Here is a 15463-nt window from a genome sequence, read left to right on the forward strand (position 1 = left end):
AATTACCCACCTTAAGGTTTCAGAACAACTTTGATACAGTTATCTTTTTTGTGTTTAAAAATTTCGTAGCCGTGGGGTGCTTGGTCTAAAGGTAGTTTGTGAGTGATTACAAATGAAGGGTCGAGATCACCGTTTTCAATGTGATTGAGTAAGGGTTTTAAGTATCTATGAACGTGGGTTTGTCCCATTTTGAAGGTGAGACCTTTATTCATGGCTGAACCCATCGGTATTTTGTCGAGGAAGCCACCGTAAACCCCAGCGAGTGATACGTGACCACCTTTACCAGCAGCCAGAATTACTTGGCGTAATGCTGTTGGACGGTCTGTTTCTAGACGAACTGCTTGTTTTACTTTGTCGTAGATAGCCATTGCATCTGTGCCATGTGCTTCCATACCAACAGCATCAATACAAGCATCGGGGCCACGACCTCCGGTCATATCCTTAAGTGCTTCGCCGACATCTACCTCTTCATAGTTGAGGATTTCGGCTTTGCCTTGTTCTTTAGCCATTTGCAAACGTTCGGGAATGCGGTCTATGGCAATGACTCTTTCTGCACCGAGGAGAAATGCACTTTTGATAGCAAATTGTCCCACTGGGCCACAACCCCACACTGCAACGACATCGCCGGGTTTAATGTTGCAGTTTTCTGCTGCCATATAGCCAGTTGGAAAGATGTCAGTTAAAAATAGAACTTGCTCGTCTGTGAGATGGTCGGGAATTTTGAATAAACCAACATCTGCAAAGGGTACGCGTGCATACTCGGCTTGACCGCCAGCATACCCACCAAATAAGTGAGAGTAGCCAAATAAGCCGGCAGGTGAGTGACCCATTTGCAGCTCTACCATCCAAGCATTTGGGTTGGAGTTATCACAAAGTGACCATAAATCACGCTGGCAGAAAAAACAGTTACCGCAGGATATTGTGAAGGGAACTACGACGCGATCGCCTACTTTAACATTCTTAACTTCACTACCTAATTCTACAACTTCCCCCATAAATTCATGCCCAAGGATATCGCCTTTTTGCATGGTGGGAATGTAACCATCATAAATATGTAAATCTGAACCGCAAATTGCTGTAGAAGTAATTTTAATAATGGCATCACGCGGGTTAAGAATTTTGGGATCTGGAACTGTTTCTACCCGTACGTCGTTTGCTCCGTGCCAGCAAACTGCTTTCATAATTTTTAGTCCTTTGTCATTTGTTCTTGGTCATTAGTCATTTGTTCATCTAAATAACTAATAGTTGGTGACATACTTTTATATAAAATGGTGCGTTAGGCACTGTTTTTTTCGTGATACATCATATCGAAAAGACGCACCTAACACACCCTAATGGCTATCTTTTTCCCTTTGCCTTTTTACTTTTGCTTTTCCTTAAACTCTATCTCTGAGTTGTTTGGTAGGAGGATTTTGATAATAACCTTCTCTACTGCCTTGGCTACCTTGAGATTGATTACTACCAACTGCTTCGCCAACTTTGTTTTTCGCATCCTTGAGAAACTCTTTTGTAGCTCTAGGAGTATCTTCATCTAAGTTGAGTTTTTCTCGGATATTGTCAGCAGCACCCTTCAGCTTAGACTGAGCATTTCTTACTTGATTATCGTTTTGAATGCCGTTGTTTTGTCCTTCGGGTACACCTTTATAATAGATACCTTCTGGAGTTTTTACATCAGCTTGTGCTACATTCACAAAGCTAAATGATTGACCAAGTAAGAACATAAATCCTACTAAGAAAACAACCATAATTTGGCGTAGGCGAGAAATCACTTGCTTCATAAATAACCTCATTTGCTTTATTTATTTGTGTGTACAACTGAACGGCTATTAGCCAATTCATGGTTTGAGGACGACTTTGACACAGTTATCTTTTTTCTGTTGAAAAATGTGATAACCGTAAGCAGCTTCTTCTAGTGATAGTTGATGAGTTATCACAAACGAAGGATCAAGTTTACCGTCCAAGATTTGCTGGAGTAACAAGTGCATATATTTCTGTCCGTGCATTTGTCCCATTCTGAAGGTAAGACCTTTGTTAAAAGCTGCACCCAAGGGTATTTTGTCTACGAAACCACCATAAACACCCATAATTGCCAGAGTGCCGCCTTTACGACAGGCCACCATCATTTCTCTTAATACGTGGGGACGGTCGGTTTCTAATCTGAGCTTTTGTTTTGTCTGGTCGTAGAAGTCTTCTAAACCAACACCATGCGCTTCTAAACCGACTGCATCAATGCAAGCATCAGGGCCGCGTCCGCCAGTCATTTCTTTTAATGCTTCACCTGCATTCACTTCTTCGTAGTTAATTACTTCGGCTTTGGCATATTTTTTCGCCATTTCTAGCCGTTCGGGGAAGCGGTCGATCGCAATTACTTTTTCTGCACCCATCATATAGGCGCTAATCATGGCGAACAGCCCTACTGCACCACTTCCCCAAACAGCTACTGTATCCCCTGGCTGAATATCACAGAGTTCTGCACCCATGTAGCCTGTAGGGATAGCGTCGGAGATAAATAAGAGTTTTTCATCAGGTATATCTGACGGAACTTTGACAACGCCAACATCAGCAAAAGGTACGCGGATATATTCAGCTTGTGCGCCTGCGTAACCGCCTAATAGGTGAGAGTAACCATAAATTGCTGAGGTGACATTGCCAAATAACTTTTCTTCTAACCAACTGTTGGGGTTGGAATTATCGCACAGCGACCACATATCACGCTGGCAATAAGCACAGTTACCACAACCAATTGTAGAAGGAACAACAACGCGATCGCCTATTTTTAAATTATTAACTCCCCTACCAACTTCAACGACTTCCCCCATAAATTCGTGACCAATAATGTCACCTTTTTGGACTGTCGGGATATAGCCGCCATATATATGTAAATCAGAACCACAGATAGCTGTGGAAGTAATTTTAATAATCGCATCACGGGGATTCAGAATCGTCGGGTCTGGTACATTTTCCACCCGCACTTCATTCGCACCTTGCCAACAGACTGCTTTCATAAATATTAGTCCATAGTCATTAGTCAATAGTCATTAGTAACTCTCTCCCTCTGCCCCCTGCCCCCTGCTCCCCTGCCTCTTCTATCTACTTCCTGTTGGCTGACCTTCTGTAGTGGCGATTTCTCCGGCTTCCATGAGCATTTTGAAGCGGCGCAGGTCATCACCGATTTGCTGTTCTGGTTCTTCGCCGAAAAGTTTGGCGAGAGCTGCACTTAAGCCACCGCCGGGGATGTTGTATTCTAAAACTACTTTGACTTCTGTACCGCGATCGCCTGGGGCTTTTTTAAATCTGACAAAGCCGGAGTTCTCAATATCTGCGCCTTCCACAGAAGCCCAAGAAATAAACTCGTTTTCTCTATCTTCGAGAATTTCTGCATCCCATTCGACATTGTTAGCTAAGGGCGCTTTTGCAATCCAGTGAGAACGTTTTGCGTCGTATACTTTCACTGATTGCAGATGCTTCATAAAAGTGGGTAACTGCTCAAAGTTGTGCCAAAAACGGTAAAGTTCATCGGCTGGTTTATTAATCGTTACCGTCTTTTCAACTTTGATTGGTTTATTGATTCCAATCGCTTCTTGTGCTTGCCCAATTGTGCTTTGCTTGGTTATGCCTTGGTAAACTAAACCACCGCCAGCCAGCGCAGTTAATACACCTTTTAAAGAGCGTTGACTTAAACCTGTGAGTACCATAGCCCCACCACCAATTAGAGAAGCCCAACGTTCTAGATCATTAGCTTCTGGGGCATTTTTACTTGTGCGATCGCCTGTTGAAGTCATAGGATTTTAAATTGTAGATTACTGTTTGCGTCAATATCTCCCTAATGCGATCGCAGAGGCCAGCTTGTATTTCTCCGCGTCCTCTGCGCCTCGGCGGTTCGTTTTACATAGACACCGCCGCACCACTAGTTGGCTTAGGCGATTGCACTTCACCACCCACCCGTAACTGATATAGCTCTACTAAGCGTTGTTCGTCTTTACACAAATCGCGGTAAATTTCTTTAAAAATAGAGGTTGCTACTGGGTCAGTAAACATTGCAGATAAATTACCAACGTCCCCAATACCTGTTTGCAAGTCACCTAAAGCACAACGAATTTGATAAATGTCATCACTACCAGTCATAGCAGTTTTGACTTTGGCATATTGATTAGCAATATTGGCAGCTAAAGAAGGTTTTTCACCTAAATTATTGAGGTATGTTTCTAATAGTTCAATGTGGCGCTGTTTACTTGCAATCATCTCTTGAAAGATGACTTTAACTTGAGTATCTGATTCTTTTTCGTAATATTTTTCGAGAGCTTCTAGAGAATAACGCTCACCACTTAAAGCAGTATTTAAACCTCTGGCAATTTCACCTTTAGTTGAACCACCCCAAGCATCAGCAATTTTCCACCATTCGGCGTTAGTATCTGTTTCATCGGGAAGCGCCACATCTTTACCACCGTAACCAAGGCGACTGAGAATAGCTGTGGTAAAAATTGCCAAGTCCCCAGGTTCACGGGAAGTAATTAAATTACCGTCAACTACAAGTGGTTCATCTTGATAATCTGCACCTGCATTCAGCATATCGCGGCGGATAGCCACAAAACCAGTAGCGCGTCTGTCTCTGAGCAAATCGCCTTCAATTAATAATTGTGGCCCGTGACAAACTGCGGCGACAAGCTTTCCTTGTTGCATAGCTTCCTGCACAAAGCGCACTGTATTTGGGTTGCGGCGCATTTTATCGGGAGCCATACCACCAGGAATTACGACTGCATCGAATTCTGATGCGATCGCTTCTGTAGTTGTACCATCAGGTTGAACGGAAACTCTACCGCGTTTACCTTTGTATTTTTCATTCATCCGCGAACCGAGGACAACTACATCCATTCCTGCTTGTTTCAAGCCATGACAAGGAATTGTAAATTCTGCATCTTCGACATCATTTTCAATCAAAATTGCAACTTTTTTCTTCCCAGAATGATTGTTTTGATATGACATAGATTTACCTAGTTTGATTAATTGTGTGGAAACTTATTAAGAAAGATTGCTGAACTATGCAGGAACTTCACTAGTAGGTGGTGCAGTGAATAGTTCTTCATAATCGTGGCTAAAATGGGCTTGAAACCGAGAAAAAATCTCAGGATTTATCGCATTTTGCAAGACAGCAAAAACTGCCCGGACATGAATTGCAGTAATGGTAGGTTCTATATGTTCTTTTTGGCTGACACGTTTAATAAACTCTTGGAGATTAAAATTTTGACTACTCGCTTTTGTTTGTACTTGCAAATAATGACTTAGTTCCTGTGGGAGTTGTACAGCTAAATCTTGAATGTCATTTTCTGCTACACGTTCTTTAATAGTTTCTAGGGTTGCACGAGTAGCAAGTTCAGCCTCCTCAAGAGAATTAGATTGAGAGAGACTTTGGACATGGGTAATAAACTCGTGATATTCCACTTTTAACCTCCACTGAAATCAATTCAATTTTGGGTATGAGAAATTTGTCAGGAATAAAAATATAAATGATAATTTTACCCAAGAAAAAGTTATGAGTTGAGAAGAAATTCAGGGAGCTTGTTGTGTGGTTTGAGTACTTCTAACTCATAACTAACAGATTCAACTACAAGTGGCTTAACCTTGAATTTACTCTTACAACAGTAGGCTGTAAAAATTACATTAACTTCGTTCTAAGGGGATATATTTTTTTACTACTAAAGTTGTACATCGGAAGTCGGACAAATTTTAATAATAAAAACGTTAGTGTAAGGATGCAGAAAAAACAGATATTATGGCAGAAAAAAATCAGCATCCTGAAGTTAATTCAGAAGATTTACCGCAAGAAATTACTGAATCTTACGGCACTGGAGTCAAAGACTTACCAGGGTACAATATTGGTGAGCGATCGCTAGACCCAAATACCCCAGAGTATCCTGATAGCCCCGAAGTCACCAGTGAGGACGGTTATACTTATTGGCAAGATACCGTAGGCGATGAAGCTGTGGGTGGTACTGTCGCGGTTCCTGAACAAGATGTTACCGAAGAAATTGAAGCAGCCGTTGGTTTAGAAATGAGCGATCGCACCTCCCTCCATACCAACGACATTCTCGAACAACGCGATGATCGTCGCTGGGAACTAGACCCCCAATCATCGGAAGATTATCAAGAACGAGATTAAAATCCAACTTGTAGAGACTTTGTATAAAAGTCTCTATAACTTGAGAAATCAAATAAAATTGCTATAGTTTGCGTAATTTTTCTATTGTTGTAGTAGAAAATCCAAATAGAAGCCGTAAATTCTACCGCCGCAATAAGCCAAAATTTTTATAGGCGAGAATTCGAGAAGATTGAAAATGGACATCAAACACGGCTTCATTGGCGCAGTAGGGAACACACCTTTAATTCGTTTAAACAGTTTTAGTGAAGAAACAGGATGTGAAATTCTGGCGAAAGCAGAATTTCTCAACCCTGGCGGTTCTGTGAAAGACCGAGCCGCACTGTATATTATTCAAGATGCCGAAGAAAAAGGTTTACTCAAACCCGGTGGTACTGTAGTGGAAGGAACCGCAGGTAACACAGGTATTGGACTGGCGCATATTTGCAACGCTAAAGGCTACAAATGCCTGATCATTATTCCTAACACCCAGTCCCAAGAAAAAATCGATGCACTTACAGCGTTAGGTGCAGAAGTTCGACCAGTCCCCGCAGTACCTTATAAAGACCCAAATAACTACGTCAAACTATCTGGTAGAGTTGCCGCAGAGTTAGATAACGCCATTTGGGCAAATCAGTTTGATAATTTAGCTAATCGCCGCGCCCACTACGAAACCACAGGCCCAGAAATTTGGACACAGACAGATGGTAAAATAGACGGATGGGTAGCCGCAACTGGTACAGGTGGAACCTTTGCTGGTGTGGCATTGTACCTGAAAGAACAAAATCCGGCGATTAAATGTGTTGTTGCCGATCCTCTAGGTAGTGGACTTTATAGCTATATCAAAACTGGTGAAATCCATTTAGAAGGTAATTCTATTACTGAAGGCATTGGTAACAGTCGCATCACAGCCAATATGGAAGGCGCACCTGCTGATGATGCCATTCAAATAGATGACACAGAAGCTTTGCGCGTCGTTTACCAATTGCTACGGAAAGATGGCCTCTTGATGGGTGGCTCAACAGGTATTAATGTGGCGGCGGCTGTTGCTTTGGCAAAACAATTAGGCCCTGGACATACTATTGTCACTATTCTTTGTGATAGTGGTTCCCGCTATCAATCACGCATATTTAACCGTGATTGGCTGGCTTCTAAAGGGTTATCAGTAAATTATTAAAAGGAAATAGAGAACAGGCAACAGGGGACAGGAAAATCCCCATCATTAAAATCCGATGATTGGGACAAAAACATATTTTTTCTTGCACTACCTGTCTCGAAAAAAATGTTTTATCTCTTTCCAAAAATAAATTTAGGGGTTTGGAAACCGATATTCAGACAGTGTTTTATGACTGTTACCTGTTCCCTATTACCTGTTTCCTTTGCTCAATGGACATCTCCAGTTGACCGATGACCATTGACTATTGACAAATGACATTGAGAAATGACAAACATAACTCAACCATCAAATTCAGCGGCTAGTAGCCAAGCATCCACTCACAGGTGCGTGCGGGTGTGCCAAAATCGCACCTGTAAAAAGCAAGGCGCGGCTAAAGTTTTAGAAGCTTTGGCAAATTTACCAGTCCCCGCAGATGTGACTGTAACAGCTAGTGGTTGTTTGGGACAATGCGGTAATGGGCCGATAGTGCTGGTTCTACCTGATATGGTTTGGTATAGCGGTGTGCAAGCCAATGAAGTACCTCTATTGGTAGAACAACATTTACATTGTGGTGAAAGAGTCAAACAGATGCTTTATTATCGATTTCATCCTCAAGGATAAATCTAATTACAGACAACCAGGTCTGCTCTATTGTTGACTCAAGTGAGGCATCCGATGAATATTCAGCAGCTACGTCAATCATTAAAAATGAAGTGGCTGGGTTACTATAAACAAAATCGTCCCTGGCTAGTGAAAATGCGAGTTTGGGGAAATTATAATGGCCTGCGAAGACCATCATCTGGCTTTATTTTGGCGACTTTATCGGTTTTAGAACCAGAATTTGAGCAGATGCTGGCTTTTATGATGGATTTAAATAATAATCCCGATGACATAGTTACAGCTTTGGGACTGAACTTTAATCCTGATGACGAATTGCGTTTAACAAACTTAGATGAAGCTTCGCCGATAAAGGAAATTCCTGAAAATAAATCGCTTGAAGAACAACCTGTGCGATCGCTTGCCACAGCTAACGATATAATTCCTCAATCTCCACCTAATATCCAACATCCCGAAAACGTCACTTCCGATTTACCACAGGCGCACAAACTTTTACCAGCTTTTGCAGTTGCAACTAAAGTGACCCTCAAATCCTCTAGTAAATCACGCCAAAATATACCAATATCATCTTTAGCCCTAGCCACAACAGTTCCCAGTAATGGTAAAACGGTCGCATTAGCAGTGGAACTTCCCAATCATGGCAAATTAATGCCCAGAAGTGTTGTAGTTTCTCGTCAGATAGCGATAAATAGCCAAGCGAAACCTGCACCATTGTTGACTGAGACTACTGAAGTGTCTACTAATGGCAAATCACCACAAAATTTACAACAAAACTCACCTCAAAAAACTCCACCTTTGACTCATAGCAATGCTCGTAGTCTAGCTTCTTGGGTTGATGAATTTTGTCAAGGTAGAGTTTGAGAAGTTGCTAATTAGGGTTTGTACATTAGGGATGTGATTTTAGCGATCGCATCCTGACATAAATCAAGCAACCGCAAAATCAGTATATTGCCTAACATCCTCTGGACGAAAAGCTAAAACAATTTTATCTTTGGGAATACCTGCGGCTACGAGTTCATTGGCAATACCGTATTCAGTCCCATCACGCTGAATCCAAACTTTTCCATCAATAATTTCAATATGGATAATACAACCATGAACTCGTTCATCTCCCTCCCATCCCAAAGTCATGACTATGTAATTAGTAGCTGTGCGATCAATAATCAGTCTTATTTCTAATTGACGATTGGCGTAGGGTATTTTTATATATTCAGTCAAAATCTCCTCGATAATTTTCTGATATTTGTCTAGGGTATCCATAGTGTTCTTTGTGCATCTTGAAAAATTTTTAACAACAATCAACAATTACTCAAACACAACGGTACGATTACCATAAACCAGCACACGGTTTTGTAAATGTAACCGCACCGCCCTGGCTAATACAACTCGCTCTAAATCTTTACCTTTCCTAACCAAATCTTCTACTTCATCACGGTGGCTGACTCTCACTACATCTTGTTCAATGATTGGCCCTGCATCTAAATCTGTAGTTACATAATGAGAGGTTGCACCAATGATTTTCACACCTCTTTCAAACGCTCTATGATAAGGATTTGCACCGACAAAAGCTGGTAAAAATGAGTGATGAATATTAATAATTTGAGGAAATTTAGCAATAAAATCAGCACTAACAATTTGCATATATTTTGCCAAAACAACCAAATCAATTTTGTATTGGTGTAATAATTCTAATTGTTTAGCTTCTTGTTCTGGTTTGTTTTCTTTGGTAATGGGAATGTGATGAAAATCCATCCCAAATTGGTCTGCGGCTACTTTTAAATGAGGATGATTGCTAATAATTAACGGAATTTCGGCGGTGAATTCTTTAGCACGATGTCGCCAAATTAAATCGTAGAGACAATGGTCTTGGCGGCTGACCCAAATCGCTATACGTGGTACAGAGTCAGAAAAATGGAGTTCCCATTTAGCGCCTAAAGGTTGAGCGATCGCATTAAACGCCGGGCCAATTAAATCTTTGGGTAAATTAAATCCTGCTAACTGCCATTCTATCCGAGTGAGAAATAACCCCGCCGAAAAATCTGTGTGCTGATCTGCATGAATAATATTGCCACCATTGGCATAAATAAAGTTAGCAATTTTGGCAACAAGTCCTCGTTGATCAGGACAAGAAATGAGCAGGGTAGCAGTTGTCGTGGACATAAAATAATTTGTAATTGAAAAAAATCAAAAGCTAAAGTTTGCGTGAATTTATTCTGAATTCTTTTATTTAGTATTGGTTGGTGTTGGTAGAGGAAGATTAGTGGGCAAAGGTGTTGATTTACTGTTATCAACAGTTTGTCGCCATTCTGATAACTCCCGGTTAACGGCATTGACAAAATCGGTAGATACTAATAATACATTGATATTGCCGTTTGGTTGTGTAGCTGAGTCAGCTTGAGCATAGACAAAACGATTATTAAAATTAGATTTGCCCAAAATTAACTGATGGGTTTGCTGATTTTTCAGTTTAATCTCAACGGTGGCGTTGGGTTGAGCTAAACCAAATTCTGTGAGTTGATTAGCAGAGGTTGATATAATGCGATCGCTTTTACCTTTAACCAACAAATCCATTAAATAAGAAACGATCGCATCATTGGCTGAATCTGATACTGGATATTTCAGCAACCATTTAGGATTACTCCCCTGAGAGTTGCGTTCTAACATCAGAGTGTAAGCTTTTGTTTTCACTGTCAAAGACTGCACATCATCTTCCGCAAAAGTGAAAATTTGCTGTTGTTTCGCCTTGACTTCTTCTTGCTGAGTTGCACTTCTAATTTCATGGAAATACACGAAACCACCCAAACCCAGCGCCAACAATACTAATATTAAAGTTGTCTTTGGAAATTTCATTGTTTAATTAGGGACTGACAATTAAAAAAATATCCATTATTTAGCGACAAGGAAGACAAGGAGGACAAGGGAGATAGAGGTCTTGTTGAGTGAACAAAATTGGATAATTTATTTTTTGGAGTACCTTTAATCATTAATGTATCTATCTCTGTTTACCTACTTCCAACTTCCTAATACCAATTTAATGTGAAGTTGCACATATTTCGATCCCCCTAAATCCCCCTTAAAAAGGGGGACTTTGATATATGTTTTTCCGGTTCCCCCCTTTTGAAGGGGGGCTAGGGGGGATCTGATTCTATGCAACTTCATAAAAAATTGGTATAAGTTTTTACCTTCTTCGCCACCAAATGAAAGCGGCTGTTAAAAAGCCAAGCAAAGGTAATACCAACAAAGATGACAATGTTAAAACATTGGCTTGTGATGTTGATAAAGTGATGCGACGATTTTTCGGTTCTTTGGGACGGATGGAAAGAGTCTGCTGATCCTGTTGACTCAGCCAAGATACAGAGTTGAGGAATACATCACCGTTTAATTGCTGTTGAAACACTCCATCGGTAGCAAAATCTGAATTTCCAAAGACTACTAAACGTGATTCTTTTGGAGTTTGTTCAGATTTCTCGGCTGTTGTGGGTGTGGGTGTTGCTTGGGTTGTTGGTGTTGGTAACGGTGAGGGTGTTGCTGGGGTTGTTGGTGTGGGAGTTGCTTGTGCTTGGGTTGTCGGAGTTGGTAATGGTGTTGCTTGTGCTGAGTTTGTTGGTGTGGGTGTAGCTGTGGGAGTTGCTTGTGCTTGAGTCGTTGGTGTTGGTAATGGTGTGGGTGTTGCTGGTAATTTTCTCGTCAACGCCACGCCTAAAGTTAGTGGCCCTTTGAGGTCTTTGTCAGGATTAAATTCTAATTTTTCGCTTTTTAGGTCGCTTTCCGCCCAACTATTAGGATAGGCTTTGGTTCGCACTAGGGGCGTAGACTCAACACCAGCCACGGAGGTAATTTCTACTGGTCTAGCCAAACGATAAAAAGAAATACCGTTGCCAAAATCCTTGGTAATTGGGTGTTGTCCGTAGTCTGTGATGATGGGTGCTGCGGGGCCAAGTCCCACACCTGCACCGGAAACATCAACTGCTAAACGGTTATCCAGACGCACACCCCACTCTTGTAATAAGGGGCTGAGTTTGGGGTCAGTGTCAGGGTCAATCATTAGCAGCAAGTTACCGCCACGATTGAGATAATCTTGTAAAGCTTTCACCTCTGCGTCAAAAAAGCCACGTTTAGCACCGGCGACGACTACAACCGCAGCATCATTGGGAACTTGCAATTTATCAGCCAAGTTGAGTGGTTCAACGGTGTAACCTTTCTCGCTTAATCCTTGCACAGCCTGAGAAATACCACTTTCGCCACCAGTTAAGGGATGTTCACCATGACCTTGCACAAAATAAGCTTTAATAACTGTGGAATTAATTAATTGTTGTAGTCGGTTAGTTAATTTAATTTCTGATAAGCGTTCGTTGACATTTAACGATTGCACTAATTGGCGTTTGTTACCCGATTCTAAATAAACTTCTCCATATTCTTTTACCCCAAATCTTTCCGCGATTCCAGGTCGGCTTTGGGGGTCAACATATTCAAATTGAAATTTAGAACTTTGACGTTGATAATTTTCTAATAATTCTCTATCTTGGGGATTTTGATTAGTATCAAATACCCAAATTTTGACTTGTTGTGGTAGCCGGCGGACTAATTCTTGTGATTGGGGTGCAAGGGTAAATAACTGAGTTTCAGTTAAATCTTGGCGTAGTTGATAACGAACACCTAAAAAGTTAATTAACCCTAAAATTACCAATACAGCCGCAGTCGCAACAACCGCATTAGTTCCGGCTTGGGTAGAACGACTCGCCCACCAACGGCTGTGCTGACTTTGCCAAAATACCCAAAATCCAATAATGGCAATTCCGGGAATCATAAATGCTAGGGGTAATAATCCCCAGCTACCAGATACTAACCCGGCTGTGAAACCGACCATAAATAGAAACGGCCCCAGCCAAAACAAATATTTCCAAGGTTGCTTTTTTGTGATTTTTTTCATATTTTGTTCTCTGTCATTTGTCTTGACCAATGACCAATAACCAATGACTAATGACTACTTATTTATTGCCGTTGAAAACGCAGAGCATCAATTGATTGTGCTGTGAGAAAGATACCTAAAAAAATGTAACTAGCAAATAAAATTAAGGCGCTGGTGTCAAAAATTCCTTGAATAAAGGTGTTGAACTGTTTGAGTAATGATAAATGAGCGATCGCTTCGCCCACGGGGCCGCCTATACTTTTAGCAATTAAATCCACAAATAACAGTAACAACACTAAAGCAAAGGTCATCACAGCAGCCAGAATCGTACTGTCTGTTAAGGAGGAAACAAACATTCCCAGTGATAAAATTGCGGCTGCCAGCAAAATTAAACCTAAATGACCAACTAGAAGAATAACTGGCGACATGGGAGGGTTAGAAGCACCAATGGCGATCGCTTCAAATATCAACAGTGGTGCGACCATTGTAATTAAGAATGTCACTACACCTAATAATTTGCCAACTGCTACTGCCCAATTCGTTAAGGGTGAGGTGGCTAATAACTCTAATGTGCCACGTTTGCGTTCTTCGGCGTACAGTCCCATCGACAAAATTGGCAAAATAAACAACAATAACCAACCCATCCGGTCTAAAAATGCCCGAATAAATTCATAAGGGACATCAATTAACGGTACTGGTACACCCAATTGTTGACCTTGTAAGTCGATGGCTGCAACGGAGGGTAAAATTCCATCGGGGCCGAACAAAATGGTGACAAAAAATAACCCGGAGATCAACCAAAATACCCCGGCGATCGCATAAGCTAAGGGCGAGACAAAGTAACTCTGTAACTCTCGGCGATAAATGGCAATAATATTCGCCAGTACTATACCCATTTATGCTGCTTCTCCTTCGTTGGCGATTGAGTCTGTCTCTGGTTCAAAACGCTTTTCTTCTGTGGTCAGTTGCAAGAACACATCTTCTAAGGTGGCGCTAACTCGGCGCATTTCTTGTAACCCAAACCCAGCGCGGATTAAGGTGGCGGCGATTTCTCTTCCTGGTTCGGTTCCCGGTTGAGCAATCACGCGCAAATAAGCCCGTCCGTCTGTAGGATTGATCAGATGATGACCAGGAATTGATTCTACCAGACTCACGCCAGCAACATTTTGTAATACTTGTTTGGCGAGATTTGCTTCGCCATCAATTTCTAATTCATATCCTGAGCCACCTGTCAATTGTGTCATCAGACTTTCGGGTGTATTAGTAGCTACAACTTTACCCCGGTTAATAATAGCAACACGGCTACAAGTCATACTCACTTCTGGCAAGATGTGGGTAGACAAAATGATGGTATGTGTACCGGCTAGGCTTTTAATTAAATTGCGGACTTCGATGATTTGTCTGGGGTCAAGTCCAACGGTGGGTTCATCTAAAATAATGGCTGGTGGATCATGCACGATCGCCTGAGCAATACCGACTCTTTGGCGATATCCTTTAGAAAGTTTGCGAATAATGACTTTTTGCTTATCTTCTAAATTACAGCGTGCGATCGCTGCTTTGACTTTTGCGGTGCGATCGCCTGCGGGGACACCTTTGATTCTGGCGACAAAATGCAAAAATCCCTCCACCGTCATCTCTGGATATAACGGCGGTGTTTCTGGTAAATAACCAATGCGTTGACGCACCGCCAAAGAATTATCATGGACATCAAACCCAGAAATTTTCGCTGTACCGCTAGTTGCGGGTAAATACCCCGCTAAAATTCGCATCGTTGTGGTTTTACCAGCGCCATTCGGCCCCAAAAACCCTAAAATTTCCCCTGGTTCAACCCGAAAAGTTACATCCGTAATCGCTGGGGTAGAACCGTAAGTTTTACTGAGATGTTCAACTTCAATCATCGGTCTGGTCTGTGGGCGATCGTAAACTAGAGAATACCCAACAATCTTAGATCATGATGGAATAGTAATTGGTTTTGTGCCTATAAAACACGCAAAATTTTTAGTAACTTTTACTACTTAGTTTGAGTCTTTTAACTTGCCAGCAACATTAATACATTAAACAAAATACTAAAATAACTTGCTTAATCAGACAGATAAAAAAGTTTAAAATGCTGTTTACATCTCAGATATTTTGGCATTTTGGCAGTTAGTTAAAATTTGTCTATGCTAAATTGAAGAATACTACAAGAATGACCTTGAGCTAAACACTAAGCATGGTGTAAAAACTCTTCTTATTGTCTAAATCATTAGTCTTCTTGACGACCTATTAAGTTTAATTCCTATTCTTTTTTCTAACCCAAGGTGTGTCGCCACTTTCAAGCTATTTCGACGGGTGCAAGCCCGTCTTTTATTTTGCTGATATAGCAAAGTGCTGATTGCTAATGTAGCCGCTCTATATTTTCAAAGGTTTCAGTTATCAACCTAGTCTCATACAAAATTCTGGTAATTATATCAGCAGTTTTGAATTTTAAAGGAATTTATGGCAATTATTTTATTTCAATGTAATCAAGAATACCTGTCTCGCTTAATATCAGCTTTTATAAGTTTTGGATACATCCTATAGGAAGATGCTACGAGGCAAAATTCATGAGTAAATAAATGCGGGATGTTGTTATGCACTGGATTTATAGTCAGGTTTGGTGGTGAGC

Annotated in this window: 16 protein-coding genes; 4 read left to right on the forward strand and 12 right to left on the reverse strand. The window is 41.2% G+C overall.

Annotated elements, in window-relative coordinates:
- Window positions 1–11: 11 nt before the first annotated feature.
- From H6G75_RS03625 to H6G75_RS03650, 6 genes are all read right to left on the reverse strand, one after another.
- Window positions 12–1181 carry a zinc-dependent alcohol dehydrogenase gene (locus H6G75_RS03625; protein WP_190978613.1) on the reverse strand — a complete coding sequence of 390 codons (1170 nt, stop codon included), beginning with the start codon at window positions 1179–1181 and terminating at the stop codon, window positions 12–14.
- 195 nt (window positions 1182–1376) lie between these two features.
- Entirely contained in the window at window positions 1377–1778 is a 402-nt protein-coding gene (locus tag H6G75_RS03630; protein WP_190978614.1) for a hypothetical protein, read from the reverse strand.
- A 57-nt stretch (window positions 1779–1835) separates the two neighbouring features.
- Window positions 1836–3005: a zinc-dependent alcohol dehydrogenase gene (locus H6G75_RS03635; RefSeq protein WP_190978615.1), complete on the reverse strand. Its 1170-nt coding sequence runs from the start codon at window positions 3003–3005 to the stop codon at window positions 1836–1838.
- A gap of 81 nt (window positions 3006–3086) precedes the next feature.
- Window positions 3087–3782 carry an SRPBCC family protein gene (locus H6G75_RS03640; protein WP_190978616.1) on the reverse strand — a complete coding sequence of 232 codons (696 nt, stop codon included), beginning with the start codon at window positions 3780–3782 and terminating at the stop codon, window positions 3087–3089.
- A 103-nt stretch (window positions 3783–3885) separates the two neighbouring features.
- Window positions 3886–4983 carry a DJ-1/PfpI/YhbO family deglycase/protease gene (locus H6G75_RS03645; RefSeq protein ID WP_190978617.1) on the reverse strand — a complete coding sequence of 366 codons (1098 nt, stop codon included), beginning with the start codon at window positions 4981–4983 and terminating at the stop codon, window positions 3886–3888.
- Between the two features lie 54 nt (window positions 4984–5037).
- Window positions 5038–5439: a DUF2267 domain-containing protein gene (locus tag H6G75_RS03650; protein ID WP_190978618.1), complete on the reverse strand. Its 402-nt coding sequence runs from the start codon at window positions 5437–5439 to the stop codon at window positions 5038–5040.
- Between the two features lie 331 nt (window positions 5440–5770).
- On the opposite strand from H6G75_RS03650, the gene H6G75_RS03655 reads away from it, so the two are divergent.
- From H6G75_RS03655 to H6G75_RS03670, 4 genes are all read left to right on the forward strand, one after another.
- On the forward strand, window positions 5771–6157 hold the full coding sequence (locus H6G75_RS03655) for a DUF6335 family protein (RefSeq protein WP_190978619.1): 387 nt from the start codon (window positions 5771–5773) through the stop codon (window positions 6155–6157).
- 175 nt (window positions 6158–6332) lie between these two features.
- Window positions 6333–7310: a cysteine synthase A gene (locus H6G75_RS03660; protein WP_190978620.1), complete on the forward strand. Its 978-nt coding sequence runs from the start codon at window positions 6333–6335 to the stop codon at window positions 7308–7310.
- A gap of 264 nt (window positions 7311–7574) precedes the next feature.
- Window positions 7575–7910: a ferredoxin gene (locus H6G75_RS03665; RefSeq protein WP_190978621.1), complete on the forward strand. Its 336-nt coding sequence runs from the start codon at window positions 7575–7577 to the stop codon at window positions 7908–7910.
- A gap of 54 nt (window positions 7911–7964) precedes the next feature.
- Complete coding sequence (locus tag H6G75_RS03670; protein WP_190978622.1) at window positions 7965–8768, forward strand: DUF5331 domain-containing protein; 804 nt, start codon at window positions 7965–7967, stop codon at window positions 8766–8768.
- Between the two features lie 63 nt (window positions 8769–8831).
- Here the strand turns inward: H6G75_RS03670 and H6G75_RS03675 are convergent, their stop codons facing one another.
- The 6 genes from H6G75_RS03675 to H6G75_RS03700 all read right to left on the reverse strand — a co-directional run bounded on the left by H6G75_RS03675 (window position 8832) and on the right by H6G75_RS03700 (window position 14714).
- On the reverse strand, window positions 8832–9167 hold the full coding sequence (locus H6G75_RS03675; RefSeq protein WP_190978623.1) for a XisI protein: 336 nt from the start codon (window positions 9165–9167) through the stop codon (window positions 8832–8834).
- A gap of 45 nt (window positions 9168–9212) precedes the next feature.
- On the reverse strand, window positions 9213–10067 hold the full coding sequence (gene purU, locus H6G75_RS03680; protein ID WP_190978624.1) for a formyltetrahydrofolate deformylase: 855 nt from the start codon (window positions 10065–10067) through the stop codon (window positions 9213–9215).
- Window positions 10068–10130: 63 nt separating this feature from the next.
- Window positions 10131–10757, reverse strand: a complete 627-nt coding sequence (locus H6G75_RS03685; protein ID WP_190978625.1) for a DUF4340 domain-containing protein — start codon at window positions 10755–10757, stop codon at window positions 10131–10133.
- Window positions 10758–11085: 328 nt separating this feature from the next.
- The gene (locus tag H6G75_RS03690; RefSeq protein ID WP_190978626.1) at window positions 11086–12837 is read right to left on the reverse strand and encodes a Gldg family protein; all 1752 of its coding nucleotides are present in this window, start codon (window positions 12835–12837) and stop codon (window positions 11086–11088) included.
- Between the two features lie 62 nt (window positions 12838–12899).
- Window positions 12900–13712, reverse strand: a complete 813-nt coding sequence (locus H6G75_RS03695) for an ABC transporter permease (protein WP_190978627.1) — start codon at window positions 13710–13712, stop codon at window positions 12900–12902.
- Window positions 13713–14714, reverse strand: coding sequence for an ABC transporter ATP-binding protein (locus H6G75_RS03700; protein WP_190978628.1), 1002 nt, complete (start codon window positions 14712–14714; stop codon window positions 13713–13715). It lies immediately after the preceding gene.
- Window positions 14715–15463 lie beyond the last annotated feature (749 nt).

Source organism: Nostoc sp. FACHB-280, assembly GCF_014697615.1.
Lineage (GTDB): Bacteria > Cyanobacteriota > Cyanobacteriia > Cyanobacteriales > Nostocaceae > Nostoc_B.